This is a genomic window from Inquilinus ginsengisoli (assembly GCF_050434925.1).
Lineage (GTDB): Bacteria > Pseudomonadota > Alphaproteobacteria > DSM-16000 > Inquilinaceae > Inquilinus > Inquilinus ginsengisoli_B.
Window position 1 is genome coordinate 2,395,572 of the sequence record NZ_JBNDJK010000001.1, and the last position, 24,644, is coordinate 2,420,215.

Here is a 24,644-nt window from a genome sequence, read left to right on the forward strand (position 1 = left end):
GCTACGCCGTCGGCCGGGCCGCGGCACCCGCCGGCGGCCGGGCCGGGTGGCGCTCCTCTGCCGTCGAGTAGTCCTTCCGGAGGTCGCTCTCATGGGTCTCCGGCCCCCACCAGACGGCGGCGACGGTGATCAGCGACAGCACGATGACGTAGAGCGCGACGCCCCAGGGAGCGCCACCGAACCAGATCACCAGCATCGCCGACAAGGCGGGGGCGGGGCCGCCGGCCAGGATCGACCCCAGCTCCCGCGCGAAGGCGAAGCCGCTGAACCGCAGGCGAGGCCCGAACAGCTCGGCGAAATAGGCGGCCTGCGGCCCGAACATCGCGCCGCCGCCGATGCCCATGATCAGCACGAAGGCCAGCAGGATGGTGGTGGTGTCGCCGGTGTTCAGCATCATGAAGAAGGGCACGGCGAAGATCGCCGAGAACAGCGCACCGCCCATATAGACCGGCCGCCGCCCGACCTTGTCCGACAGCCAGCCGAAGAACAGGATGCCGAAGATCTCGACGAAGTTGCCGCCGAACACGCCCAGCAGCGCGACGTCGCGCGGCAGGTGCAGGGTGTTGATGATGTAGCTCAGGCCGAACACCGGAAACAGGTAGCCCAGGCCGTTCTCGGCCATCCGCGCCCCGACCACGACCGCGAAGTTGCGCGGGTGGCGGCGCAGGGCGGCCAGGGCCGGCGCCCGGATCGGCGGCTGCCGCTCCTGCGTCTCGGCGAAGACCGGCGTCTCCTCGATCCGCATGCGGATGAACACGCCGAAGGCCAGCAGCAGCAGGCTGACCAGGAACGGCACGCGCCAACCCCAGGCCAGCAGGTCCTCATGCGGCAGCATGGTGACCAGCCCGAACACACCGGCCGCCAGCAGGTTGCCGATGGTCACGCCCATCGGCGCGAAGCTGCCGAAGAAGCCGCGCCGGCCCTCGGGCGCGTATTCCACCGCCAGCAGCACCGCGCCGCCATACTCGGCGCCGGCCCCCAGCCCCTGCAGCAGGCGCATCAGCACCAGCAGCAGCGGCGCCCACAGGCCGATCTGGTCGTAGGTCGGCAGCAGGCCGATCAGGAAGGTGCTGCCGCCGACCATCAGGATGGTGATGACCAGCACCGGCTTGCGCCCCCAGCGGTCGCCGAGATGGCCGAACAGCAGGCCGCCGAAGGGCCGGGCCAGGAAACCCACCCCGAAGGTCGCCAGCGACACCAGCATGCCGGTGCTGGGGTCGAATTTCGGGAAGAACAGCTCACCGAACACCAGGGCGGCGGCGGTGCCGTAGATGAAGAAATCGTACCATTCGAGCGCCGAGCCCACGGCCGCGGCGACCATCACCGGCGTCAGCTTGCGCTTCGGCGCGCCCGCCTCCTGCAGGGTCGCATTTCCCATTTGGCGTCCTCTCCCTCGATCCGGCTCGGGCCGGTTATTGATGGTTCGAGCCGCCCGGCCTCCGCTCGGGGAGAAGGCCGGGGGCCGGGCTCAGGCCGCGGTCTTGCGGTCCGCGAAGTAGCGCGACTTGGCCGTGGTCTGGTTCTCGTAGATCGACCCCTGGCGCGGCGCCGGCGGCAGCGGCATGCGCACCGGCACATCGGCCAGCCGCGGCGTGATGGTCGGCTCGCCGGCCACCAGGCGGCTGTCGAAGGCTGCGAGGTCCGGCACGCCCGACAGCGGCCAGGCGTCGGCGGCGGCGAACTCGTACAGCAGCAGCACGCGCGGCTTGTCCGACGTGTTCTGGGCCGAGCCGTGCACGGCTCGGACATGGTGGAAGCTCATCGACCCGGCGCGGCCGACCGCCGACACCGCCTTGCTGAAGTCGAGGCCACAGGCCTCCGGGTCCATGGCGCCGCAGAAATACCCGTCGGAATGGTGGTCGTGAACCGGGCCGCGATGGGTGTCCGGCAGCACCAGCATCGCCCCGTTCTCGACCGTGCAGTCGTCGAGCATGACCCCGACGGCCAGCATGTCGTCATTGGTGTGCGGATAGAAGGCCCAGTCCTGGTGCCATTCGACCGGCGACCCGAACTGCGGCGACTTCAGGTTGATCTTCGATCCGTGCAGTCGGACGCCCGGTCCCAGCAGCCGCTGCAGGATCGCCACCAGCCGGGGCAACCGGGCGATGTCCCAGAACAGCGGGTGGTGCTTGTGCGGCGTCTTGATCCGGCGGACCCGTGGCGCCTCGGGCGTGTGCCCCGGCTCCAGGTCGTAGACATCATTGTGCGCGGTGACCTCGCGGGATCCGGCGATGAACTCGTCCACCACCCGCCGGGCCTCGGCCAACTGCGCCGCGTCCAGCACGTCCTCGACCACCAGTACCCCGTCCCTGCGATACGCAGCGACCTCTTCGTCCTTGATCATGGCGTTTCTCCCTTGGGGTTCGGTAGCGCTACCGTGTTAGGATGGTAGCGCTACCGTTCGGGATCGTCAACGCCGGTGGCCGGCTTGCAAATCACAGCCGCTTCGCTTCAAGGTCTGCGTCATGCGAGACGAGTCGGCATCGAAACCAGGGCGGAAGCCGCGCATCGAGGATGTGGCGGCGCTGGCGGGCACCTCACCGATGACGGTGTCGCGCGCCCTGCGCGGCGAGGGGAAGGTGTCGCCGGAGACGCTGGCCCGGATCCAGGCGGCGGTCGAATCGCTGGGCTACGTCCCCAACCTCTCGGCCAGCAGCCTGGCCTCGCGCCGCAGCGGCATCCTGGCGGTGCTGGTGCCGACCATCGGCAACTCGGTCTTCTCCGAGACCGTGCGCGGCGTTGCCGATGCTGTCGAGAGGGCGGACCTGCACCTGCTGATCGGCGACTACGCCTATTCCGACGACAAGCGCCGCCAGCTGGTGCGGGCCCTGGTCGGGCGCCGGCCGGACGCGCTGGTGCTGGTCGGCGCCGTGCAGGACGAGGTGGTGCGCACCCTGCTGCGCCAGCACGACGACATCCCGGTGGTCGAGACCTGGGAGCTGTCGGACGAACCGGTCGACATGGCTGTCGGCTTCTCGAACTTCGCGGCCGGCACCGAGGTGGCGCGGCACCTGGTCGGCCGCGGCCGGCGGCGCTGTGCCTTCGTCGGCTCGGCCGAAAGCCGGGCCGCGGCTCGGCTGTCGGGCTTCGCCACCGCCCTGGCCGAGGCCGGCGCCGTCCCGCCCGAATGCGAAACTCCGGCCGACCTGTCGATCGAGGCCGGGCGGGTCTCGCTCGACCGGCTGCTGGCGCGCGCCCCCGACCTCGACGGCGTCTTCTTCGCCACCGACGTCATGGCGGTGGGCGGCCTGCTCGAATGCCAGCGGCGCGGCATCGGCGTCCCCGGCCGCATCGCCATTGTCGGCCTCGGCGACCTCGAGATCGGCCGGCAGCTGCAGCCGGCACTGACCACGGTCCGGATCCCCGCCTACGACATGGGGCGCCGGGCCGGCGAGCTGATCCTGGCCCGGCTGGGCAAGGGTGCGCGGCCGCAGGAGGGCCGGATCATCGACCTCGGCTTCTCCCTGGTCCGCCGCCAGTCGAGCTGAGAAACCGTTTGGAAATGCTTCTGGTGCGGCCGTCTGGCGGCGGTTTCTCCGCTTCCGGTGCTCACGGACCCAAACGTCCGCTGCGCGACGGTTCTCGAAACCACCGCCAGCCGACTCACGCCAGCGCATTTCGAAATGGTCTCTGAGTCCTACCACTCCAGCCGGACGTCGCGGCCGGTGGCGGAGCTCTCGATCGCGGCCTCGATCACCCGGACCACGTCGCGGCCGTCGCGCGGGTCGACCGGCGGCGGCGCGCCGTCGCGCACGGCGGCGACGAAGCCGGCATAGAAGGCGCCGTAGCGGCCGGGCGCGATCGCCAGGCGCTGCGTCTCCGGCACGCCCGCCTCGCGCCCGACGGTCAGCCAGCCGGTCTCCGGCTCGGTCTGGACCGTGCCGGCGCGCAGATGGTCCTCCTGCGGGTCGATCTCCAGCTTGCGGAAGGTGGCGCGGTCGCCCTGCACCACCAGCCTCGCTCCGGGCTCCGCCACCAGGATACGGCAGCGCAGCAGGGCGCGGACCGGGCCGAAACCGAGGGTGAAGATGGCGTCGTCCACCGCCTCGGCGCCGGGGCGGATGGCGCGCAGCTCCGCCCGCACGAAGTCGGGCCGGCCGAACAGCACCAGCGCCTGGTCGATCAGATGCGAGCCGAGATCGTAGTGCAGCCCCGACCCCGGCACCGCCTGCTCGCGCCAGCGCGCCCGCACGGTCGGCCGGAACCGGTCGTAGTTGGACTCGAAGGACAGCACCCGGCCCAGCCGGCCCTCGGCGATCAGGTCCCGCAGGGCCAGGAAATCGCCGTCCCAGCGCCGGTTGTGGAACACGGTCAGCACCCGCTTCCGCTCCGCCGCCAGGGCGATCAGGTCGTCGGCCTCGGCCGCCGTCACCGTGACCGGCTTGTCGACCACGACATGCTTGCCGGCCTCCAGCGCCCGCCGGGCCACTTCGTGATGGCTGCCGCTCGGCGTCGCCACCACCACCGCCTCGACCGTGGAGTCGGCCAGCAGGGCGTCGACGGTGATGAGGGGCAGGCCGGGCGGCGCGTCGGTCACCGCCTCCGGGTTGCGCACCGCCGCCGCGGCCAGCGCGGTGCCGGGGCAGGCGGCGATCAGGGGCCTGTGGAAGACGCGGGCGGCGGGGCCGTAGCCGATCAGTCCGATACGAAGCGGCGTCATGCGATGCGCGCCTCGGTGCCGGCGTCGAACACCACGGCCTTGCCCATGTCGAACACCAGCCGGCTGCGCTGGCCGGCCCGGGCCTCGGCGTCGGGCCTGAGGCGCGCCAGCACCTCCTTGCCGCCCATCTCGACCACCGCGATCAGGTCCGGGCCGGTCGGCTCGGTCACCTCGATCAGGCAGTCGGTCTCCAGCACCGGGCCGGGGCCGGTAGCCATCGCGCCCTGCGGGTCGGTGATGTTCTCGGGGCGCAGGCCGAGGATGATCTCGCGCCCGGCGGCGCCGCGCAGCCCGTCATTGGCCGGCAGCGGCAGCACGATCTCGCCGTCCTGCAGCCGGTCGATGGCGGCGTGCGGACCGCCATTGTGGTCCACGACCTTGGCCTTGATCAGGTTCATCGGCGGCGAGCCCATGAAGCCGGCGACGAAGGTGTTGGCCGGCCGGTCGTAGATCTCCCGCGGCGTGCCCAGTTGCTGCAGCTCGCCGGCCCGCATCACCGCGATGCGGGTGGCCAGCGTCATCGCCTCGATCTGATCGTGGGTGACGTAGACGATGGTCGATTTCAGCCGCTGGTGCAGCTTCTTGATCTCGGTCCGCATCTCCACCCTCAGCTTGGCGTCGAGGTTGGACAGCGGCTCGTCGAACAGGAACACCTTGGGGTCGCGCACCAGCGCCCGGCCCATCGCCACGCGCTGGCGCTGGCCGCCCGACAGCTGGCTGGGCTTGCGCTTCAGCAGATGCTCCATCTGCAGCAGCCTGGCGACGTCGGCGATTGCCTTGGTCCGCGCCTCCTTCGGCACGCCGCGCATCTCCAGCCCGAAGCCGATGTTCTGCTCGACCGACATGTTCGGGTACAGGGCGTAGGACTGGAACACCATGGCGATGTCGCGGTCCTTCGGGTGCAGCTCGTTCACCCGCCTGCCGTCGATGGCGATGGTGCCGTCCGAGATGGTGTCGAGCCCGGCGATCATGTTCAAGAGCGTGGACTTGCCGCAGCCGGACGGGCCGACCAGCACCAGGAATTCGCCGTCGCCGACATCGATGTCGATGCCCTTGAGGATCTCGATCGCGCCGTAGCGCTTGATCACGTTCCGGATCGAAAGTGAGGCCATGGTGCGGTTATCCCTTCACCGCGCCCGCCATCAGGCCGCGCACGAAATAGCGGCCGGCGAGCACGTAGACGACGAGCGTCGGCAGCGCGGCGATGATCGCCGCGGCCATGTGGACGTTGTATTCCTTCACGCCGGTCGAGCTGTTGACGATGTTGTTCAGCGCCACGGTCACCGGCATGGCGGTGCCGCTGCCGGCGAACGACACGCCGAACAGGAAGTCGTTCCAGATGTTGGTGAACTGCCAGATCACCGTGACCACGATGATCGGGATCGAGTTCGGCAGCAGGATCCGCCAGAAGATGCGGAAGAAGCCGGCGCCGTCGATCATCGCCGACTTCACCAGGTCGTTCGGGAAGGCGGCGTAGTAGTTGCGGAAGAACAGCGTTGTGAAGCACAGGCCGTAGACCACATGGACGAAGATCAGCCCGGGGGTGGAGGAGGCGAGGCCGAGGAAGCCGAGCGTCGTCGCCATCGGCAGCAGCACGATCTGGAACGGGATGAAGCAGCCGAACAGGATCAGGGCGAAGACGATGCCGTCGCCGCGGAACCGCCACTTGGTCAGGACGTAACCGTTGAGCGCCCCGAGCACGGCGGAGATCGCCACCGCGGGCACCGTCATCAGGATCGAGTTCAGGAAATAGCCCTTCAGCCCCTCGCAGGTCAGGCCGACGCAAGTCGTGGCCCAAGCGCTGATCCAGGGCTCCACCGTCGGGTTCCGCGGCAGCGACAGCAGGTTGCCGGCGCGCACCTCGTCCAGCGTCTTCAGCGAGGTCACGACCATGACGAAGAGCGGGAACAGGTAGATCAGCGCGAACACGCCGAGAACGGCGAACAGCAACCAGCGCAGCCCGACCTGAAAGCCGGTGCGCGGGCCGGGGACCATGATCGAGGCTTCAGTCACGGCGGCCACCCCGCAGCTCGGAATAGAGATAGGGCACGATGATGGCGCTGATCGTCGCCAGCATGATCACGGCGCTGGCGGAGCCGAGGCCCATCTGGTTGCGGGTGAAGGTCGTCGTGTACATGTAGAAGGCCGGTGTCCAGGTCGAGGTGCCTGGCCCGCCGTCGGTCATCGCCTTGATCAGGTCGAAGCTCTTGATCGCCAGATGGGCCGAGACCACGAAGGCCGACAGGAACACCGGCCGCATCAGCGGGATGATGATCCGCCGGTAGGTCTGCGGCAGCGTGGCACCGTCGATCGCCGCCGCCTTCAGAATGTCGCTGTCGACCCCGCGCAGCCCCGCCAGGAACATCGCCATGACGAAGCCGGAGGACTGCCAGACGCCGGCGATGACGATGGTGTAGATCGCCATGTCGCTGTTGATCAGCCAGTCGAAGGTGAAGCTGGTCCAGCCCAGATCGTGCATCAGCTTGTCGAGGCCGAGGCCGGGGTTGAGGATCCACTTCCAGGCGGTGCCGGTGACGATGAATGAGATTGCCATCGGGTAGAGATAGATGGTGCGCAGAGCCCCCTCGATCCGGATCCGCTGGTCCAGCAGGATCGCTAGCAGCAGGCCCATCACCGTGCTGATCACGATGTACAGCACGCCGTAGATCCCCAGGTTGGCGAGCGATGTGTACCACTTCGGGTCGGCCCACAGCTTCTTGTATTGAATAAAGCCTGCCCAGGAGTCGAAGCGCGGCATCATCGTCGAGCTGGACATCGACAGATAGATGGTTAGCAGGATGAAGCCGTAGACGCAGACGATGGTCACGGCGAAGGACGGCGCCAGAACGAGCTTGGGCAGGATCGTCTGGAGCCAATCGAAGGGGGATCGGCGACCCGCGGCGGCGGGCTCGGAGATCACGGCCATCGGCAGGCCCTCAATATGCAGGGGCGAAAAGGCGGCGGGGACCGGTCGCCCGGCCCCCGCACGCGGGTCATTTGGCGAGCGCCACCGCGTCGACCAGGGCCTTCGCCGCATCGGCGGAGGACTGGGTCGAGTTGAAGAAGTTGGTGACGACGTCGTAGATCGCGCCCTTGACCGCGGCCGGGGCAGCATGGCCGTGCGCCAGGCTCGGCAGCATGCCACCGGTGGCCTTGAAGGCGTCGCGGTCGGCCATCGATTTCTGGCCGCAGCTGTCGAACTTGTCCGGCTTCACCTCGCTGTTGGCCGGGATCGACCCCTTCACCAAGTTGAAGCTCTCCTGGAAGCTCGGGCTTTCGATCGCGCTGGCCAGCTTCAGCTGCGCGTCCTGCCGGGCCTTGTCGTCCAGGCTGAACATGGCGAACTGGTCGCTGTTGAACAGGAACGCCTTCTCGCTGCCCGGATAGGGCACGCAGACGATATCGACGCCCGGCTTCAGCCCGGCCTTGATGAACTCGCCCTTGGCCCAGTCGCCCATCACCTGCATGCCGGCCTCGCCGTTGATCACCATGGCCGAGGCCAGGTTCCAGTCGCGGCCGGAGAAGTTCGGGTCGACCCAGCCGCGCAGCACCCGCAGCTGGTCGAACGCCTTCTGCATGGTGTCGCTGCCCAGCGCCTCGGGGTCGAGGTCGACGAAGGCTTTCTTGTAGAAGTCATTGCCGCCGACGGCGACGACGATGGCGTCGAAGGTGGTCGCCTCCTGCCAGGGCTGGCCGCCATGGGCCAGGGGCGTGACGCCCGCATCCTTGAACTGCTTGGCCAGGGTCTCGAACTCGGCCCAGTTGGTCGGCGCCTTGCCACCGACCTTGTCGAGCAGCTTCTTGTTGATCCACAGCCAATTGGTGCGGTGGATGTTGACCGGGGCCGCGACCCATTTGCCCTCATAGGTCGAGAAGGCCTGGATGGCCAGCGGGATATGGTCGGCCCAGTGCTCCTTCTCGGCCAGCGGGGTCAGGTCAGCCAGCACGCCTTCCGCCGCCCAGTCGTGAACCGACAGGCCGAGAAGCTGCACTGAGGTCGGCTTGTCGCCCGCCGTCACCCGGGCCCGCAGCGCGGTCATCGCCGCATCGCCACCGCCGCCGGCTACCGGCGCGTCCTTCCAGGACACGCCTTCGGTCTGCAGCTGCTCCTTCAGGACGTTGAGGGCGGCCGCCTCACCGCCGGAGGTCCACCAATGCATCACCTCGACCTCCTCCTTGGCCTGCGCGGCCGCGGAGGGGGCATAGGCCGCAGCGGTCAGAGCCAGCAGGCTCGCCGCCGTCGCCGTCAAATATGTCTTGAGCATTCCCTATGCCTTCTCCTGTTCGATGCCCATGCGAAACGCGCAGGCACTCTCCGCCGTCGAACGCGGCGGATTTGGTGGGTCCAGGCCCGAACCTCGACGATCCAGCCGAACCAAACGGTCCGGCGGCGTAATGTCTCAATACGCCAAGCGGCCGGGGCTGCGGAAGCCGGAATCCCTTTGTCTGACGAATGTTACGGCCCGAAGCTCAGTCAATCGGGAGGGCTTCTCCAGGCGCGAGACGCGGTTGTGCGCCGGGCTGCGGCAATGGCTTCCGGACAAGTCCCGATCGAGGGCCATATCCGCCGCACTGCCAAGTATGACGACCTCCAGCTCGCCGCGATCTCAGTAAGCAGACTAACAAATGATGTAACCGCCAGAGACGGCAAACTATTTTATCCCTTATCAAATGTTAGGGCGGCGAAGCGGAACGGCACTGTGCAGCGTACCCGATGGTGTATGCCGGACGAATGTCTGTCGCCGCCGCGAATTTTCGGCCGAATTTTGTCGGAACATGGAAAGTAGTTGGACGTTTCATCACCAGTTCACAACGAAGCGGCAATGATCCTCCGATCATTGCGCATCATCCGGACCGGAGGCCGAAGGCCTCGAGTCCGGAGACGGAGAGACTTTGCCCGCGCCGACGGCCACGGGCATGAAAGGGTGGGAGATGATGACGAACACGATCGAAGGAGCCTCGACCGCCGACTTCACGTCCCTGGTGTCGCCGCGGATGCCGGACCTCCGGCGCTACGCGGCCTCGCTGACCCGGGATCCGGTGGATGCGGAGGATCTGCTGCAGGAGACGATGATGCGCGCCTACTGCAAGTTCCACCTCTGGCAGCCCGGCACCAACCTGATGGCCTGGATGGTGGTGATGATGCGCCGCATCTTCCTGTCGAAATTCGTCGGCCCGGCCAAGCGCGCCACCAGCCAGTTCCCGATCGAGGATTGCGAGATCGCGGTTCCGGTCAATCAGGAGCAGCGGGTGGAGATCTCCCGGGTTCAGGCGTCCTGGCCGCGCCTCAGCCATGATCATCGCGAGGTGCTCGAGGTCGTCGCGGTCGGCGGCGCCTCCTATGACGAGGCGGCCACCACGCTCGGCGTCCCGGTCGGCACCATCCGGTCCCGCCTCGGCCGGGCGCGGCAGAGCCTGCGGCAGCTCAGCGGCGTGCACTGACCGGACCTGGCAGCGATTGTGATGAAAGAAGGGCGCCCCCGCGGCGCCCTTTCTGCGGTGTGCCGAGCATGACTGACAGCTTGGAGGTGGAAGTCCTCTGTCCAGCCTGATGGCGGTGAAGGACTATCGAAGCGCAAGGGCGTCGCCGCGAGGCGGGGTCTGAAGGAAGCGTGGAGCAAAGCCGCGGCCCGATGGACAAGAACCGGATATGAGGCCTACCCGGCCGGACGAGCGAGCCGTTGATCGCGAAGTCCAGGGCCATCAATGGCCGGGGTGGTAAATCCGGCGGGCGTGCGGTGAAGGCGGTCGGTCTTACCTCGGGAGGTCTGCGCCGTGTCCCTCGGGACTGAGGTGGCCGCAAGGCCGCCTGACCGCGGCGCAGAAGTCAGCTGAGGGCATAGTAGGCGGCGGTTGCCGCCGAAGGCCCGAACGGTGGAAGAGGCCAGTAGAGCGGCGATCTCGAGCGAGCCATGCGGCAGAAAGATCAGAGCAAGCTGACCCTGGGCCCCTCGGCGGAGGGTGAAGCCCCGAGCCTTGCGGCCCAGGCGACCGAAGCTCGCGCGGCGAGAGCCAGCCTCGAACGCCCGGCGGTCGCGGGACCGTCGATGGAGATCATCCTTGACCGAGAGAACCTGAAGACGGCGCTGGCACGAGTGCGGCGCAACAAGGGTGCGGCGGGGGTCGACGGCATGGGTGTCGACGATCTGCCGGCCCACCTGAAGCGGCATTGGCCCGCGATCCGGGCTCAGCTGATCAACGGCACCTACAAGCCGCAGCCGGTGCGGCGGGTGGAGATCCCGAAGGCGTCGGGTGGCGTGAGGCCGCTCGGCATCCCGACGGTGCTCGACCGCTTCATCCAGCAGGCGGTGATGCAGGCGCTGCAGGCGGACTGGGACCCGACGTTCTCCGAGGCCAGCTTCGGCTTCCGGCCGGGGCGCTCGGCGCATCAGGCGGTGGCCCGGGCGCAGACCTATATTGCGTCCGGCTACGGCGTGGTGGTGGATCTCGACCTGGAGAAGTTCCTCGATCGGGTCAACCACAGTATCCTGATGGGGCTGGTGGCCAAGCGGGTGGCCGACAAGTGCCTCCTGAAGCTGATCCGCGGCTTTCTGACCGCGGGCGTGCTGGAGGGCGGCTTCGTCGGCCCGACGGAGGAGGGGACGCCGCAAGGCGGACCGCTCTCGCCGCTGTTGTCGAACCTGATGCTGGACGTTCTGGACCAGGAGCTGGAGAAGCGCGGCCATCGCTTCGTCCGCTACGCCGACGACTGCAACATCTATGTGCGCAGCCAGCAGGCGGGCGAACGGGTGATGGCCGGCATCGAGCGGTTCCTGGCCAAGCGGCTCAAGCTGAAGGTCAACAGGGCCAAGAGCGCGGTCGCCAAACCGAGCGCCCGCAAGTTCCTGGGCTTCAGCTTCACCGGCGGAAGAGAGCCGCGGCGCCGGATCGCGCCGAAGGCCATCGACCGCTTCAAGGCGAAGGTCCGGGTCCTGACGCGGCGCACCCGCGGCGACAGCCTCAAGCAGATCATCGAGGAGCTGTCCGTCTACCTGATCGGGTGGCGCGGCTACTTCGGCTTCTGCCAGACCCCGTCGGTGCTGCGCGCACTCGACCAGTGGACCAGGCGGCGGCTCCGCGCCATCGCCTGGAAGCAATGGAAGCGCGGACCCAAGCGCTTTGCCGAGCTGCGACGCCACGGCGTCGGCCGGGATCTGGCGGCCCAGACCGCCGGCAGCCCACACGGCCCCTGGCGGCTCAGCAACAGCCCCGCGCTCACCATTGCACTCCCCACCGCCGCACTTCAGTCCATCGGTCTCGCCTCCATCGCCAACCCGCTCCCCGCTTAATCCGCCGAACCGCCGGATACGGACCCGTACGTCCGGTGGTGTGGGAGGGGGGAGCCGCGAGGCTTCCCCCTATCCCGATTCAACTCTCCAAGATCTCCGCCGGCAACTCGCCCAGGCGCGCCAGGATCACCGGCTCGTCCGCCGCGTCCAGGTCGGCGGCAACATCCTGCCTGGTCAGGAGGACGCCGTCGGCGCGGCCCCGCGCCAGCAGCCGTGCCGCGTGTTCCTCGGCCAGGCGCCGGCTGGCGAAGCCCTGCTCGGCCAGGCGGTGCCATCCGCTGCGCCGCCGCTCGCGCCCGCAGGCGAAGCCGATCACCACATAGAGGGCGGCCTTCACCGGCGACGGCGCTCCGTCATCGGACAGCGACGTTTCGACGGCGGTGGCTGGCGGGATGGCCGCCGGTGGCGGAGGGGAAGGGGGCGGAGAAGGTCTCGGGGCGATCGCGGCCGCGGGCTCGACCGTCGCGGCCGGCGCGACCTCCGGCAGCAACGGCTGGGCGACCGCCGCCGGCCGGCCGGGCCGGCCGGCGGGCCTTGGCCGCGGCGGTGCGACCGGCCTGTCCTCGACCGGTCCGAGCGCGAAAGCCAGTTGCTGGATATGCCCCATGACGGTCCAGGTCGTGATGATGGCTGGAACGAATATAGAACATTGATGCCGTCTGTCGAGTCCCCAACACGGCCCGGATGCGTTTCCAGGGCAGGATGAAGCGGATCGGCCGCCGCGCCGGAGGAGAAGCAGCACGGCGGGGCGGGCGTGACCGCAGGAACGATCTTCGTTAACGTCCGTCCGCGGGGAGGGCGAGATGGCCGACAAGATTGCCGGGACCGGGAAGATCTACGGGGACAGGGAGGCAGATCGGATCGGATGCCTGGACGGGCTGCGCGGGCTGGCTTCGCTCTGGGTGCTGGTCGGGCACGGGCTGCTGCTGTCGGGATGGCGCATCCCGCTGGCCGACTCGCCGGATTTCGGAGTCGACCTGTTCATCATGATCTCCGGCTTCCTGATGGTCTTCCATTACGTGCAGCGGCGAGCGCGCGAGCCGTGGCAGGCACCGTCGACCTGGACCGCCTTCTGGCTCCGGCGGTTCTTCCGGATCGCCCCGCTCTACTACGCGGCGCTGGCGGTCGCGATCGCCGTCGGCCCCTGGCTCGGGGACGCGCGGGTGGATATCGCCTCGGTCGCCCCCGGCTCGATGACCAGCATGGAGCGGTACACCGACCAGAGCCTGCAGAACATCCTGCTGCACCTCTCCTTCGTGTTCGGCGCGCTGCCCGACTACGGTTTCCGCACGGCGCTGCCGGATTGGAGCATCGGGCTGGAGATGCAGTATTATCTGGCGCTGCCGTTCCTGATGCTGGTCATCGGCCGCATCGGCTGGCCGGCCGGTGCCCTCGCCGTCGCCGCCGCCGGCATTCTTCTGTTCAGCCTGCGCCCGGCCTTCTTCGCCACCTATGAGATGCCGTCCGTGCTGGTGCTGAAGCTGCACGTCTTCCTGGCGGGGATGCTGTGCGCCGCGGCCGTGGGGCGATCATGGCGGGTGGTGCTGGGCTATGCCTTGCTGGCGGCCCTGCTTGCCGCCCTTCCGATCGGCGGCCGCACCGCGCCCGTTGCACTGGCGGCGCGGATGGTGATCGCGTTCGGGATGTTCGGCCTGATCCACCATGCCGTGCTCGGCGGCGTGCTGGCGCGGCCCCTATCCCGGGCGGCGGCGTTGCTGGGCAGCCGCCCGTTCCATCTGCTGGGCGAAGCCTCTTACGGCATCTACCTGTCGCATCTGCTGGTGATGCTGCCGGCGGTCGCCTTCGTCGCCAACACGCTGGGCGCCCCGACGCCGGCGCCGGCCCGCTTCGCCCTGGCGATGGCGATCACCATGCCGGCCGTTGCCGCCGTGACCTGGCTGGCCTACGTCACGATCGAGATGCCCGGCCGCGCCCTGGGCCGGCGCCTGCTCGCCTCGCCGCTCCTGCGCCACCAAGCCCCGGCCTGCTGACGCCCGTGCTGGTCCCGGCCGCGTCCCGCGCGGCCGGATCGCAGCGGCTCAGCGCTTGGTCTTCTGCTCGCTCGGGCGCGTGGCGCGCTGGCGGCCGGGCCGGCTGGCGCGGGCCACGCGGGCCGGGCGGCCGGAGCCGAGGCCCTGGCGCTTGGCGTCAGCCGATTTCGCCTTGGTGTAGTTTGGCGCCGTCAGCGGATAATCCGCCGGCAGGCCCCAGCGCTCCTTATACTGCTCCGGGCTCAGCCCGTAGGTCGCCCGCAGCCAGCGCTTCATGGTCTTGAAGCGGCGCCCATCCTCCAGACAGACAATGTAGTCCGGGGTCACCGAATCCTCGATCGGCACGGCCGGGACCGGCGGCGCCGCGGGCTCCGCCTCGTGCTCGGCGCCGGACCCTTCGGCCGGCACCAGGCCGTCGGGCCCGTCATTCGGCAGCTCGACCTCGCCGTCGACCGCCGCGCCCTGGGTGGCGTTCAGCGTCGTGTAGACGTTGCGGATCAGGTCGAGAAGGCTTTCGCTGTCGAGCGTGTTTCGGGACACATGGGCGACAACGATTTCTTTGGTGAACCTCAGGATCTCGGTTTCGCTTGGGCGGGCCATGCTGCTCTTTCTTAGTGAACGATCCGTCCGGAAGGCGAGGCGCGGGTTGAATTTGCGGCCGCCGAAGGATTCGAATCGCCTCCCTCCACTGGATGGCTAAAATTCTAGGCTCAATTTTAGGGTGTTTCGCGCGATTTCCGCAAGATGATAACGCAATGCTGCTCGATCCAGGTGCTGCGGCATAAAATGCCGGTTCCGGGCCTGCAGAGCGGCCGATAAACGCCTTCCAACACCCTCCGATCCTCGCGACATCGCAGCCTGTGAGTTGTGGAGAGGACCGGAAATCGGCCCGGTCATCGCCTCTCGTCCGTGAATTCGGCGACCTGTTCGCAGAACTCAAACTCTTTATATCGAAATCTTGGCATATTTTTCCGGCTTCCGCAATGGCGAGGTCCCGGAAAGTTCCCGACGGCCGGAGTTCGCCGAGATTCCGGCGCGGCAGCCTTCCGGGCCGCCTCTGGCGAGCCCTTGGCCATCAGCCTCGGCGAGAACGCTTGATTTAAAATGGTCTTCTGCAATAGTTTTTAAGGATTAACGCGTCTCGCGCTTGCTGGTAGACTGATTTCGCGATTCGGAGCGTGCATTATCCGAATATGCGCCGCCGCGTTGCAATCAATGACAAAAGGTTCACGGGAGGGGGAAGCCATGTCGGTCGGTCGACCGACCGTGGAATCATTGGGTTGGTGGGGACGGCGCCTGCACGAGCCTTTGCCGACAGTGGTTCCGACTGGGTCGAGCCAGCCTCAAAGCTGTGCGTCGGAAGGACGAACGAATGCGAATGGACCAGCTTGACGAAGCGGGCCGGAAGGCGAGCCGGGATCTGGCCGGGGCGGAGATCGACCTCCGGCGGTTGCCGCCGCAGCACCGGGATTTCGCGGCCGAGATCGCACGGGCCTTCCGGTCGCGCCAGCCCGCCGCCATGGCCGAAGACCCCGCGCTGGTCCGGAAGATCCTGGCGGCGTTCGACGACCTCTCGGCCCCGCCGCGGCGCCCGGCCCGGCGTCGCGCCGCGGCGCCGGCCGCCGCCGCGCCGGCCCGGGTGCCGCCGGTGCCTTTGCCCGAGACCATCGGCCTCGGCTTCCTGATCTGCCTGGAGGACGGCCGGATCTGCCGCGACCTCGGCCGCCATCTCGACCTGGCGCATGGACTCAGCCCGGACCAGTATCGCCGGCGCTGGGGCCTGCCCGAAGCCTATCCGATGCTGCCGCCGGCCTCGCATCAGGAGCGCCAGGCCTGGCGCCGGCGGCTGGCGCCGCCGTCGGAGGGCGGCGGACCGACGGTGCTGCGGCTGCAGGAGGAAACCCGGCGGGTCGAGGCCGGGCGGGCACACCGCAGGCATCGCCGCGAGGCCGCGGTCGGGTTGGGGCACGACCGGGTCAAGCCGGTTCCCGGCCGCCGCTCCGAAGGGCCGCGGCCCGACGGCTTCCGGCGCTAGGCGCAGGATGATTTGAGATGAAAGCGCCTTGCGCCTCATCTCAAATCTGAATCCGGCTCTACACCAATGAGTTGGAGCGCGATAGCAATCGCGCTCCGGACTCCGGAATCCCTGCCGCGACTCCTATTCCACCCAGAACATGTTGCTCAGCGCCTGGCCCCAGGGCGGGACCAGGCCGCCGGCCGGATCCTTGACGATGTTGGTGTAGTCGCTGCACAGCGACATGTGCCAGGCGTGGGACTCGTCCCCCTGCGTCAGGGTCCGGCTGTAATCGTCCTTGCTGCCGCTGTCGCTGATCGTCAGCCCCGGCACCGGGCTGCTGCGGAAGCTGTAGGGCGGGCTGCAGGTGTCGCGCTCGAACAGGGTCTTGCCCAGGGCCGCGGCGGCCTGGCGGCTGCGCGGATGCACCCAGTCGGCGCGGGCCCATTTCTCCCAGCGGGTCAGGCCGAACTCCTTGGTCCAGTATGTGATCTCGACCTGGGTCGCCGGCCCCGGCCCCTTGCCGTCCTTGCTGGAGCTGGAGAAGCGCAGCGAGATCAGGCTGTCGAGCGTCTTGCCGTCCTTGTAGTCGAAGCGGTCGCGCATCCACAGGGTGAAGGGCTTGGCGAAGCGCTTCGGGCAGCCGGCCTCGGGCTCGCCGCCGTCCTTGGCGGTGACCAGCTTGCTCTGGAACGTCGAGAAGCCGCCCTGGCCCTCCGGCGGCAGCGTCGCCGGGCCGATCACCCAGCCGTAGCGGAACCGGCCGGAGGTGTCGGGCGCGCCCTCGCAGGACGGAGTCAGCCAGTACGACAGGGCGACCGGGCTCCAACTGCCCATGATGTAGCCCCAGCGCTCGTCGACCCACTGCACCGAGCCGCCCTCGCGGCCGGTGTCGAGCTTGCCGAAGCTGGGTGCGCCCGGATCGGCATCCGGGCAGCTGTGGTCGACGCCGCGGTCGTAGAAGCTGACGATGCGGGTGACGCCCTGCTTTTCGATCGGGATGTTGTCCTTCGACACCGTGCCCAGCCGCTGCGGGCAGGGGGCGCCGGGGCTGGGGAAGTTGTGCAGGTGATAAGGCACGGCCTCGCCGGCGCGGATGTTGCGGCGCCGGGTGCAGTCGCGGTCGCCCGGCACCAGCGCCGGGTCGATCCGGTCGTGCTGGTCGACGCAGACATCCATGATCATGAAGTCTTCCAGCCTGTCGGACTGGGCCTGCGCCCGGGCCGGCGGCGCGGTCGCCAAGCCGGCGGCCAGCGCCAGGACGGCGGGGAGCGCCAGGAAACGGAGCTGCATGCACTGCCTCATGATTGCGTGTCGGAACTCGGCTCCCCCGCGGCCAGCATGGGCGAAACCGTCGCTGCGGCGAAGCGGCCGGATGTCGCATGGGAAGCTTTCGAAGGTTTTGCTTTGGCACGTAAGCCGGGATGCGCCGCCCGGAGCCCCCAGGAAAGGCCGGTTGCAGGTTTGCTTGGCACATCATATTGATCTGAAAACGGATTCTAAACCCAAACCGGAAGGTGCTTCGGCGCCGTCATGATCCGAATTTTTGCTTCGCACTGCGATTTCGCACCGCAAAATGCATGACAGTGGCGACGATTCCGGCTTAAAACCTTTGGGTCGAAACTGGAATCATGGACACCTGATGGCCGTGCCGGGCAACGAGACCATTCGCGCTTTGGCTGCCTCGGTCAGGCAGCGGCAGACCGTGCCGCTGACCTGGGTGGCGGCGACGCGCGAGCAGGACTACGTCAATCTCGGCGACGCCTTGAGCGCGGTGATGGTGTCGCTGCTGGCGGGCCTGCCGGTCGAGCACATCGCCCATGAATCGAAGCGCCTCAGGATGGCCGCGGTCGGAACCATCGGTCACAGCCTGAAGGAGGGCGAGGTCGTGGTCTGGGGCACCGGCAGCTCGCGCTGGCGCAACCCCTCGGCCCCGGCCGACCAGCGGGTCCCGGTGGCGCCGCTGCCCGGCACGCGGCTGCACATCGCCGCCACCCGCGGGCCGGTGTCGCGCCGGATCCTGGGCGGCGAGGACGCGGCCGGCCCGGCGGTCTATGGCGACCCGGTCTGGCTGCTGCCGCGCTTCCATCCCGCGCCGCGGCAGAAGAAGTGGAAGCTCGGCGTCATCATCCATCTCGCCGATCTGCAGGATCGCTCCTTCGAGGTGCGGCCGAAGGCGGAGCACATCCGCTACGAGATCCCGGCGGAGCTGGCCGGCGACGTCCGGCTGATCCACACGGTGACGCCGATCGGGCTGGACGGCATGCAGGCCCGGCTTGACGAGATCCTGGAATGCGAGCGGATCGTGTCGACCAGCCTGCACGGCATGGTCTTCGCCGAAAGCTACGGCATCCCCTGCCTGTACTTCTCGCCCCGGGCGCCGCGCGGCCTGCACATGGCCGAGCTCGACCCCGACGGCACGCTCGACCTCCGCATCATCGACCTCTATCGCGGCCTTGGCCGCACCAGCCTGCCGATCTACGGCCAGCCGCGCCGCGAGCGCACCGACTGGCCGGCGCTGATGGCGGCGATCGACCAGGGCTGGGCGCCGCCGCAATTCGACACCCAACCGTTGCTCGAGGCCTTCCCGCTGGACCTCAATCCGTTGCAGCCGCGGCGGGGCGAGACCGTGTTCGAGCATCCGGTTCTGCGGCAGATTCCGCTGCAGCACCGGCCGCAGACGGTGATCCGGCCTGCCGCCGCCGAGGCCCGACCGGCGGCCGGGCCGCTGCAGCGCATGGCGGCGCTGCTGCGGCGGCCCCTGGCGGACCGGGCCTGATGCGGCAGCCCGAATCCGCACCCAAACATCGACCTGATCGAACTGGACGAGGCGCAGAATGAACAGCTTGTTGCGGGCCACGCGCGACGCGGGACAGATCCCGCTCTCCTGGGCCGGCTCGACCAAGGAGATGGACTATCTGAACTTCGGCGATGCGCTGAGTCCGGTCATGGTGGCGCTGCTGTCCGGGCTGGACATTGCCCGCGTCCCGACCAAGTCGAAATCCGTGCGTATGGGCGCGGTCGGCACCATCGGCCATGGGTTCGAGGGCGGCGAAGTCTGGTTCTGGGGCACCGGCTGCTCGGGCTGGAAGAACCCGTCGGCGCCGATGCCGGAGCGGCTGCCCTTCACCGTGCCGCCCGACTCCACCTTCCACGTTCCGGCCAGCCGCGGCCCGGTCTCGGCCCGGCTGCTCGGCGGCAAGGCCAAGGGCGGCGTCTATGGCGACCCGGTCTGGCTGCTGCCGCGCTTCTACAGGCCGAAGGTCGAGAAGAAGTGGGATGTCGGCGTCATCCTGCACCTGTCGGAGCTGGCCGATAGGTCCTTTGCCCAGGCCAATCCGCGCGCCGACTACAAGCGCTTCGAGGTGCCGGCCGAGCTCGCCGGCCGGGTCCATCTGATCAGCACGGTGACGCCGATCGGGATCGAAGGCCTCAAGGACAAGGTCGATGAGATCCTGGCCTGCAAGCGCATCGTCTCGACCAGTCTGCACGGCATGGTGATCGCCGAAAGCTACGGCATCCCCTGCCTGTACTTCTCGCCGCAGGGCAACGAGGCCGGGCTGACCCTCACCGAGCTCACGCCCGAGGGGACGACCGACCTGCGGATCGTCGATCTCTACACCGGCATCGGCAAGGACAAGATCTGGAGCTACAGCCAGCCGCGCGGCATCGCCACCGACTGGCAGGACGTGCTCGACACCATCGACGACGTGTGGGAGCCGGTGTCGATCGACGAGGACGCGCTGATCAACGCCTTCCCGCTCGACGCCAAGCCGCTGGTCGCGCCGGCCGGCAAGACCGTGTGGGACCACCCGGTGCTGACCGGCCTGGTGCTCCAGCATTCCGTCGACGAGCTGCGCCGGGAAGACCGCAAGCGCGTCGCCCTGGCCCGGGCCGGCGAGGCCAAGACCGAAACCGCGGCTGCCGCCCCGGCTCCGGTCCCGGCCGCCAAGCCGGCCCCGGCCCTCAAGGTTGTTTCCGCCATGACCACCGTTCCCCCGACAACCCCCGCCCCGGCCAAGCCCGCCGCTGCCTCCGCCGCGCCGATGACCGCCGGCTCGGCCGCCCTTGCCCGGGCGCCTGAACCTGTGCTGGAGAGCGCGCCGGACCCGACTCCGGCGGCCGCCCCGGCGGTGGCCAGGCCCGAGGCGGCGTCGCGCGACCGGCTGGAGACGCTGCTGCGCTTCAACGCCAAGCGGCTGTCGATCCCGCTGTCCTGGGTCGCCACCACCAGCGAGCACCCGCACGCCAATCTCGGCGACGCGCTCAGCGCCGTGGTGGTCGCCGCCATCGCCGGCCTGCCGGTGCGCCGCGCCGCCTTCGACGACGCGTCGGAGCGGATGGTCGCGGTCGGCACCATCGGCCATGCCCAGAAGAACGGCGTGCTGCACTTCTGGGGCACCGGCATGGACGCGACGCTGAATCCGGTCGACCGCTCGATCCGGCAGTACATGCGGCCGCAGAACACCGATTTCGTCGTGCATGGCGTGCGCGGCCGCAAGACCCAGGCGGTGCTGCGCGGCCAGGGCATCAAGGTGCCCGACGTGTTCGGCGACCCGGTCTGGTTCCTGCCGCGCATCATGCCGATGAAGCACGTCAAGAAGACGCACGAACTCGGCGTGATCCTGCACATCTCCGAGCTGGCCTCGATGGACCCGCAATCGGGGGTGAAGGAGGCGCTGAAGCGCTACAACATCCCGCCCAGCCTGGCGGGGTCGATCCGGCTGATCAACACCTACACCGCGCCGAAGGTCGACGCCTTCGCCGCCAAGGTGGAGGAGATCGTGTCGTGCAAGCGGATCATCTCGACCAGCCTGCACGGCATGGTGATCGCCGAGACCTACGGCGTGCCCTGCGGCTGGTTCGGCACCTATGAGGGCGGCCGGCTGCTGCTCGACGTCGACGATCCGGAGAACCGGATCGATCACCGCATCCGCGACTTCTACTCCGGCGTCGGCAAGCCGGGCGTGATCGCCTTCTGCCGCGACCGCAGCCTGGAGACGCCGTGGGAGGACGTGATCACCTGGATCGACGAGACCTGGCAGCCGCTGCGCTATGACGGCCGTGCTTTGTTCGAGGCCTTTCCGGTGGCGCAGGGCGTGTCGTTCGACGACGCGGTGTGGCCGGTGTCGGGCGACGTCTACGCCCGCATCCCGTTCTGAGGCGGTGAGATGAACGGGCGATCCCAGCGCCCGTTCGCCGCTGCGGCGCGGCTGGCCGATGCGCTGGCCCCGCTGCCGCGGCCCGTCCCGCCGCGGCCGGCCTCCCCCCTGCCGGCTGCGGCGCGGACGATCCCGGCCGGCGCCGGGCGCCAGCGCGTGGTGCTTGTCCTGCAGGGCGCGGCGACACCGTTCCAGCGGCGCCTGGCGGCGGCGCTGGAGGCCGACGGCGCCCGCATCGTCAAGATCAACATCTGCGGTGGCGACGTGGTGTTCTGGCGCCGCCCGGCCATCGCCTTCCGCGGCCGGTTCGAGGAGTGGCGCGGCTTCGTCGCCGGCATCCTCGACCGCGAGGGTGTCACCGACCTTATGCTGTTCGGCGATTGCCGACCGCACCACGCGGTGGCGGTCGACCTGGCCCGCCGCTGCGGCCTCAGGCTGCACCTGTTCGAAGAGGGCTATCTGCGCCCCGGCTGGGTCACCTGCGAGGCCTGGGGCGTGAACGGCCATTCCGACCTGCCGCGCAGCCCGGCGATGTTCCAGGCCCTGGCGCGGGCGGCCGAGGCAGAGCCTCCGCCGGCGCCGGTGCCGTCCTACTTCCTGCACCGGGCTGTGTGGGACGTGCTGTGGACCGCAGGCCTGGTGGCGTTGACGCCCGCCTTTCCGCATTATCGCCACCACGCGCTCGACCATCCGCTGGTGGAATATGCCGGCTGGCTCGGCCGGTTCCTGCGAGCCCCATGGGTCCGGCGGCAGGCGCAGCAGGTGATGCAGGGCCTGGCCGAGCAGCGCTATTACGTGCATCCGCTGCAGCTCGACACCGATTTCCAGATCCGCACCCATTCGCCCTTCCGCGATACGGTCGAGGCGGCGGAGGAGGTAATCGCCTCCTTCGCCCGCAACGCTGATTCCCAAACCCGGCTGGTGGTGAAGCTGCACCCGCTCGACTTCCGGCCGGTGCGGAAACGCCGGCTCATCGAAGCGCTGGCGGTACGCCATGGCGTGTCGGACCGGGTCGACTTCATCGATGGCGGCGACCTGCAGCAACTGGTCGACGGTGCCATCGGCATAGTCGTGGTCAACTCCACCGTCGGCCTGTTCGCGCTTGAGCGAGGCAAGCCGCTGCAGACGCTCGGCACGGCTCTGTTCGACCTGCCGGGCCTCAGCTTTCAGGGCGGGCTCGACCGCTTCTGGGCCGAAGGCCAGCCGCCGAGCGCCGAGCTGCTGGAGGCGTTCCGCCGGGTCGTGGTGGCGCGGACCCAGATCCGCGGCAGCTTCTTCTCGCTCTCCGGCATCGACCTCGCGGTCGACGGCGCCCGCCGCCGCATCCTCGACGGCGAGGTCCAGCCGCTGCGCGAGGCCGCCTGGGCGGCGCAGGCGGGAGAATGAACGCGACAGTACCGACGGCAGTCGTCGTGACCGGCGCGTCGCACGGCCTCGGCGCGGCTTTGGCGCGGCATTATGCGGCGCCGGGCGTGGCGCTGGCCCTGATCGGCCGCAACCCGGCCCGGCTGGAAGAGGTGGCCGCGACCTGCCGACAGCGCGGCGCGGTGGTGGAGAGGGCGGAGATCGATGTGCGCGACGGCGCCCGGCTCGGCGACTTCCTGCGCGGCTTCGACGCCCGCCATCCGGTGGCGGTGGTGATCGCCAATGCCGGGGTCGAGGCCGGGCTGGCCCCGGGCCGCGGCAGCGAGCCGGAGGAGTCGGTCACGGCGCAGCTGCGCATCAACCTGGAAGGCGCGATCGCGACGGTGTCGCCGCTGATCGAGCCGATGCGCGCCCGTCGCTTCGGCCGCATCGTCCTGATCTCGTCGCTGGCGGCGCTGATGCCGCTGGCCGACCAGCCGGCCTATTCCGCCTCCAAGGCCGGACTGATGGCTTGGGGCGAGGCGCTGCTGGCCTGGCTGCGGCCGGACGGAATCCGGGTGACGATCGCCTGCCCAGGCTTCATCGCCACCGGCATGAGCGACCGCTACCGCGGCTCTCGTCCGTTCCAATGGAGCGCCGAACGGGCAGCGCAGCACATCGCCGCCGCCACCGCCCGCGGCCGCGCCATGGTGGCCTTTCCCTGGCCCCTGGTCTGGCTGATCCGCCTGGGCCGGCTGGCCCCGCGCCCGCTCCGCGCCGCCTTCATCGACCGCTTCCTGCGCTTCGAGATCGACGCGCCGGCAGCCCTCTAGCTTCGGGCCGCAGCGCTCAGCCGCTTGGCCACCGGCGCCTCGTGCAGCAGCCGCTCCCGTTCCTCGGCGATGATCGCGACGGCGCGGTCGATCTGGTCCCGGGTGTGGTCGGCGGTGACGAAGCAGCGCAGCCGGGCGGATTTCTCCGGCACCGCCGGATGCACGATCGGCGACACGTTGACGCCGCGCTCCAGCAGCCGGTTCGACAGCAGCACCGCCTGCAGCGAATCCCCCAGGATGATCGGGATGATCGCATGGCCCTGGGCCAGGCCGGTGTCCAGCCCGGCGGCCCGGGCACGCTCCAGGAAATGCCGGGAATTGGCCTGCAGCCGTGTCACCCGCCCGTCCGTGTCGGCGATCAGCAGCTCCAGCGCCGTCAGCGCCGCCATGGTCGCCGGCGCCGGCATGCCGACGCTGTAGACGAAGCCCGACGCCGTCAGCTTCAGATAGTCGACCAGGGTCGCCGGGCCGGCGATGTAGCCGCCGCATGAAGCCAGCGTCTTCGACATCGTGCCCATCCAGATGTCGACCTGCCGCGGGTCGACGCCGCTGGCCTCGGCGATGCCGCGCCCGGTCGGGCCCAGCACGCCCAGCCCATGCGCCTCGTCGACCATCAACCAGGCGCCGAAGCGCTGCTTGATCGCCACCAGCCGGGGCAGGTCGATGGTGTCGCCATCCATCGAATACAGGCTCTCGACCACGATCAGCACGCGCTGCCAGCGGTCGCGCTCCGCCGTCAGGATCGACTCCAGCGTGTCCAAATCGTTGTGCGGGAAGGACCGCCGCTGCGCGCCGGACAGCTGGGCGCCGGTGATCACGCTGCTGTGGATCAGCCCGTCGTGCAGGATCAGGTCGGCCGGCCCGGTGATCTGGCCGATGGCGGAAACATTGGTGGCGTGGCCGCTGACGAAGGCGACCGCGTCCTCGACGCCGTGCACCTCGGCCAGGCGCCGCTCCAGCGCCGCGTGGAACGGCCGCTCGCCCGCCACCAGCCGGCTGGCCGAGACCGAGGTGCCGTACTCGTCGACCGCCGCCTTCGCCGCCGCGGCCACCGCCGGGTGGCCGTTCAGCCCGAGATAGTCGTAGGAGGCGAAGTTGATCACCTCCCGCCCGGCGATCCGCGACACCGCCCCGGCGCGCTGCTCATGGGTGCGGAAGAACGGGCTGGCGACGCCCAGCAGATCGGCCGCGGCGCGCTGCATCCGCAGCGTTTCGTAGCCCGGCAGGGTGTCGAAGGCGGTGTCGTAGCGCCGCGGCTCCGACGCCGCCGGCATGGCGACCGGAGCCTTGCCGCGCACCTCGGAGATCAGCGACCGCAGCGCGGCGTCGGACAGGCGTCCCTTACTCATCG

Annotated in this window: 20 protein-coding genes; 9 read left to right on the forward strand and 11 right to left on the reverse strand. The window is 69.2% G+C overall.

Going from position 1 to position 24,644, the window contains the following annotated elements; translation table 11 throughout:
* Position 1 precedes the first annotated feature (1 nt).
* Both QFZ27_RS11470 and QFZ27_RS11475 read right to left on the reverse strand, forming a co-directional pair.
* A complete protein-coding gene (locus QFZ27_RS11470) occupies positions 2–1,378 on the reverse strand; it encodes an MFS transporter (protein ID WP_429226491.1) in 1,377 nt (458 codons plus the stop codon).
* Positions 1,379–1,468: 90 nt separating this feature from the next.
* Positions 1,469–2,344 (reverse strand): phytanoyl-CoA dioxygenase family protein, encoded by an 876-nt coding sequence (locus tag QFZ27_RS11475; protein ID WP_429226493.1) that lies wholly within the window; start codon positions 2,342–2,344, stop codon positions 1,469–1,471.
* A 121-nt stretch (positions 2,345–2,465) separates the two neighbouring features.
* Here QFZ27_RS11475 and QFZ27_RS11480 point away from each other — a divergent pair, with 121 nt between their 5' ends.
* Positions 2,466–3,488, forward strand: coding sequence for a LacI family DNA-binding transcriptional regulator (locus tag QFZ27_RS11480; RefSeq protein WP_429226495.1), 1,023 nt, complete (start codon positions 2,466–2,468; stop codon positions 3,486–3,488).
* A 149-nt stretch (positions 3,489–3,637) separates the two neighbouring features.
* Here the strand turns inward: QFZ27_RS11480 and QFZ27_RS11485 are convergent, their stop codons facing one another.
* The 5 genes from QFZ27_RS11485 to QFZ27_RS11505 form a co-directional block, all read right to left on the reverse strand.
* Positions 3,638–4,660, reverse strand: a complete 1,023-nt coding sequence (locus tag QFZ27_RS11485) for a Gfo/Idh/MocA family oxidoreductase (protein WP_429226497.1) — start codon at positions 4,658–4,660, stop codon at positions 3,638–3,640.
* On the reverse strand, positions 4,657–5,772 hold the full coding sequence (locus QFZ27_RS11490) for an ABC transporter ATP-binding protein (protein ID WP_429226498.1): 1,116 nt from the start codon (positions 5,770–5,772) through the stop codon (positions 4,657–4,659). The genes QFZ27_RS11485 and QFZ27_RS11490 overlap by 4 nt, the downstream gene beginning before the upstream one ends.
* A gap of 7 nt (positions 5,773–5,779) precedes the next feature.
* Positions 5,780–6,655: a carbohydrate ABC transporter permease gene (locus QFZ27_RS11495; RefSeq protein ID WP_429232443.1), complete on the reverse strand. Its 876-nt coding sequence runs from the start codon at positions 6,653–6,655 to the stop codon at positions 5,780–5,782.
* Between the two features lie 10 nt (positions 6,656–6,665).
* Positions 6,666–7,586: a carbohydrate ABC transporter permease gene (locus QFZ27_RS11500; RefSeq protein ID WP_429226499.1), complete on the reverse strand. Its 921-nt coding sequence runs from the start codon at positions 7,584–7,586 to the stop codon at positions 6,666–6,668.
* A 67-nt stretch (positions 7,587–7,653) separates the two neighbouring features.
* Positions 7,654–8,925 (reverse strand): ABC transporter substrate-binding protein, encoded by a 1,272-nt coding sequence (locus QFZ27_RS11505; RefSeq protein WP_429226500.1) that lies wholly within the window; start codon positions 8,923–8,925, stop codon positions 7,654–7,656.
* 667 nt (positions 8,926–9,592) lie between these two features.
* Here QFZ27_RS11505 and QFZ27_RS11510 point away from each other — a divergent pair.
* On the forward strand, positions 9,593–10,102 hold the full coding sequence (locus QFZ27_RS11510) for a sigma-70 family RNA polymerase sigma factor (protein ID WP_429226501.1): 510 nt from the start codon (positions 9,593–9,595) through the stop codon (positions 10,100–10,102).
* A gap of 470 nt (positions 10,103–10,572) precedes the next feature.
* Positions 10,573–11,949: a group II intron reverse transcriptase/maturase gene (ltrA, locus tag QFZ27_RS11515; protein WP_429226502.1), complete on the forward strand. Its 1,377-nt coding sequence runs from the start codon at positions 10,573–10,575 to the stop codon at positions 11,947–11,949.
* A 79-nt stretch (positions 11,950–12,028) separates the two neighbouring features.
* Here ltrA and QFZ27_RS11520 read toward each other — a convergent pair whose 3' ends face one another.
* Positions 12,029–12,286, reverse strand: a complete 258-nt coding sequence (locus QFZ27_RS11520) for a hypothetical protein (RefSeq protein ID WP_429226503.1) — start codon at positions 12,284–12,286, stop codon at positions 12,029–12,031.
* A gap of 466 nt (positions 12,287–12,752) precedes the next feature.
* On the opposite strand from QFZ27_RS11520, the gene QFZ27_RS11525 reads away from it, so the two are divergent.
* A complete protein-coding gene (locus QFZ27_RS11525) occupies positions 12,753–13,940 on the forward strand; it encodes an acyltransferase family protein (protein ID WP_429226504.1) in 1,188 nt (395 codons plus the stop codon).
* A 48-nt stretch (positions 13,941–13,988) separates the two neighbouring features.
* On the opposite strand, the gene QFZ27_RS11530 is transcribed toward QFZ27_RS11525, so the two are convergent.
* Positions 13,989–14,540: a Ros/MucR family transcriptional regulator gene (locus QFZ27_RS11530; protein WP_429226505.1), complete on the reverse strand. Its 552-nt coding sequence runs from the start codon at positions 14,538–14,540 to the stop codon at positions 13,989–13,991.
* Positions 14,541–15,318: 778 nt separating this feature from the next.
* On the opposite strand from QFZ27_RS11530, the gene QFZ27_RS11535 reads away from it, so the two are divergent.
* The gene (locus QFZ27_RS11535) at positions 15,319–15,975 is read left to right on the forward strand and encodes a MucR family transcriptional regulator (RefSeq protein ID WP_429226506.1); all 657 of its coding nucleotides are present in this window, start codon (positions 15,319–15,321) and stop codon (positions 15,973–15,975) included.
* Positions 15,976–16,098: 123 nt separating this feature from the next.
* Here the strand turns inward: QFZ27_RS11535 and QFZ27_RS11540 are convergent, their stop codons facing one another.
* Positions 16,099–17,247: a hypothetical protein gene (locus QFZ27_RS11540; RefSeq protein WP_429226507.1), complete on the reverse strand. Its 1,149-nt coding sequence runs from the start codon at positions 17,245–17,247 to the stop codon at positions 16,099–16,101.
* 349 nt (positions 17,248–17,596) lie between these two features.
* Here QFZ27_RS11540 and QFZ27_RS11545 point away from each other — a divergent pair, with 349 nt between their 5' ends.
* The 4 genes from QFZ27_RS11545 to QFZ27_RS11560 are packed head-to-tail and all read left to right on the forward strand — an operon-like array spanning position 17,597 to position 23,293.
* The gene (locus QFZ27_RS11545) at positions 17,597–18,733 is read left to right on the forward strand and encodes a polysaccharide pyruvyl transferase family protein (protein ID WP_429226508.1); all 1,137 of its coding nucleotides are present in this window, start codon (positions 17,597–17,599) and stop codon (positions 18,731–18,733) included.
* Between the two features lie 58 nt (positions 18,734–18,791).
* Positions 18,792–21,116 carry a polysaccharide pyruvyl transferase family protein gene (locus QFZ27_RS11550; protein ID WP_429226509.1) on the forward strand — a complete coding sequence of 775 codons (2,325 nt, stop codon included), beginning with the start codon at positions 18,792–18,794 and terminating at the stop codon, positions 21,114–21,116.
* A 9-nt stretch (positions 21,117–21,125) separates the two neighbouring features.
* On the forward strand, positions 21,126–22,502 hold the full coding sequence (locus tag QFZ27_RS11555) for a capsule polysaccharide biogenesis protein (RefSeq protein WP_429226510.1): 1,377 nt from the start codon (positions 21,126–21,128) through the stop codon (positions 22,500–22,502).
* The gene (locus QFZ27_RS11560) at positions 22,499–23,293 is read left to right on the forward strand and encodes an SDR family NAD(P)-dependent oxidoreductase (RefSeq protein ID WP_429226511.1); all 795 of its coding nucleotides are present in this window, start codon (positions 22,499–22,501) and stop codon (positions 23,291–23,293) included. The genes QFZ27_RS11555 and QFZ27_RS11560 overlap by 4 nt, the downstream gene beginning before the upstream one ends.
* Here QFZ27_RS11560 and QFZ27_RS11565 read toward each other — a convergent pair.
* Positions 23,290–24,642: an aminotransferase class I/II-fold pyridoxal phosphate-dependent enzyme gene (locus QFZ27_RS11565; RefSeq protein WP_429226513.1), complete on the reverse strand. Its 1,353-nt coding sequence runs from the start codon at positions 24,640–24,642 to the stop codon at positions 23,290–23,292. The two genes, QFZ27_RS11560 and QFZ27_RS11565, sit on opposite strands and share 4 nt — an antisense overlap.
* Positions 24,643–24,644 lie beyond the last annotated feature (2 nt).

Bases quoted from the DNA above. Each gene is read 5' to 3' on its own strand.
- QFZ27_RS11470 (WP_429226491.1), bottom strand. From the start codon at position 1,378: ATGGGAAATGCGACCCTGCAGGAGGCGGGCGCGCCGAAGCGCAAGCTG.
- QFZ27_RS11475 (WP_429226493.1), bottom strand. From the start codon at position 2,344: ATGATCAAGGACGAAGAGGTCGCTGCGTATCGCAGGGACGGGGTACTG.
- QFZ27_RS11480 (WP_429226495.1), top strand. From the start codon at position 2,466: ATGCGAGACGAGTCGGCATCGAAACCAGGGCGGAAGCCGCGCATCGAG.
- QFZ27_RS11485 (WP_429226497.1), bottom strand. From the start codon at position 4,660: ATGACGCCGCTTCGTATCGGACTGATCGGCTACGGCCCCGCCGCCCGC.
- QFZ27_RS11490 (WP_429226498.1), bottom strand. From the start codon at position 5,772: ATGGCCTCACTTTCGATCCGGAACGTGATCAAGCGCTACGGCGCGATC.
- QFZ27_RS11495 (WP_429232443.1), bottom strand. From the start codon at position 6,655: ATGGTCCCCGGCCCGCGCACCGGCTTTCAGGTCGGGCTGCGCTGGTTG.
- QFZ27_RS11500 (WP_429226499.1), bottom strand. From the start codon at position 7,586: ATGGCCGTGATCTCCGAGCCCGCCGCCGCGGGTCGCCGATCCCCCTTC.
- QFZ27_RS11505 (WP_429226500.1), bottom strand. From the start codon at position 8,925: ATGCTCAAGACATATTTGACGGCGACGGCGGCGAGCCTGCTGGCTCTG.
- QFZ27_RS11510 (WP_429226501.1), top strand. From the start codon at position 9,593: ATGATGACGAACACGATCGAAGGAGCCTCGACCGCCGACTTCACGTCC.
- ltrA (WP_429226502.1), top strand. From the start codon at position 10,573: ATGCGGCAGAAAGATCAGAGCAAGCTGACCCTGGGCCCCTCGGCGGAG.
- QFZ27_RS11525 (WP_429226504.1), top strand. From the start codon at position 12,753: ATGGCCGACAAGATTGCCGGGACCGGGAAGATCTACGGGGACAGGGAG.
- QFZ27_RS11530 (WP_429226505.1), bottom strand. From the start codon at position 14,540: ATGGCCCGCCCAAGCGAAACCGAGATCCTGAGGTTCACCAAAGAAATC.
- QFZ27_RS11535 (WP_429226506.1), top strand. From the start codon at position 15,319: ATGGACCAGCTTGACGAAGCGGGCCGGAAGGCGAGCCGGGATCTGGCC.
- QFZ27_RS11540 (WP_429226507.1), bottom strand. From the start codon at position 17,247: ATGCAGCTCCGTTTCCTGGCGCTCCCCGCCGTCCTGGCGCTGGCCGCC.
- QFZ27_RS11545 (WP_429226508.1), top strand. From the start codon at position 17,597: ATGGCCGTGCCGGGCAACGAGACCATTCGCGCTTTGGCTGCCTCGGTC.
- QFZ27_RS11550 (WP_429226509.1), top strand. From the start codon at position 18,792: ATGAACAGCTTGTTGCGGGCCACGCGCGACGCGGGACAGATCCCGCTC.
- QFZ27_RS11555 (WP_429226510.1), top strand. From the start codon at position 21,126: ATGAACGGGCGATCCCAGCGCCCGTTCGCCGCTGCGGCGCGGCTGGCC.
- QFZ27_RS11560 (WP_429226511.1), top strand. From the start codon at position 22,499: ATGAACGCGACAGTACCGACGGCAGTCGTCGTGACCGGCGCGTCGCAC.
- QFZ27_RS11565 (WP_429226513.1), bottom strand. From the start codon at position 24,642: ATGAGTAAGGGACGCCTGTCCGACGCCGCGCTGCGGTCGCTGATCTCC.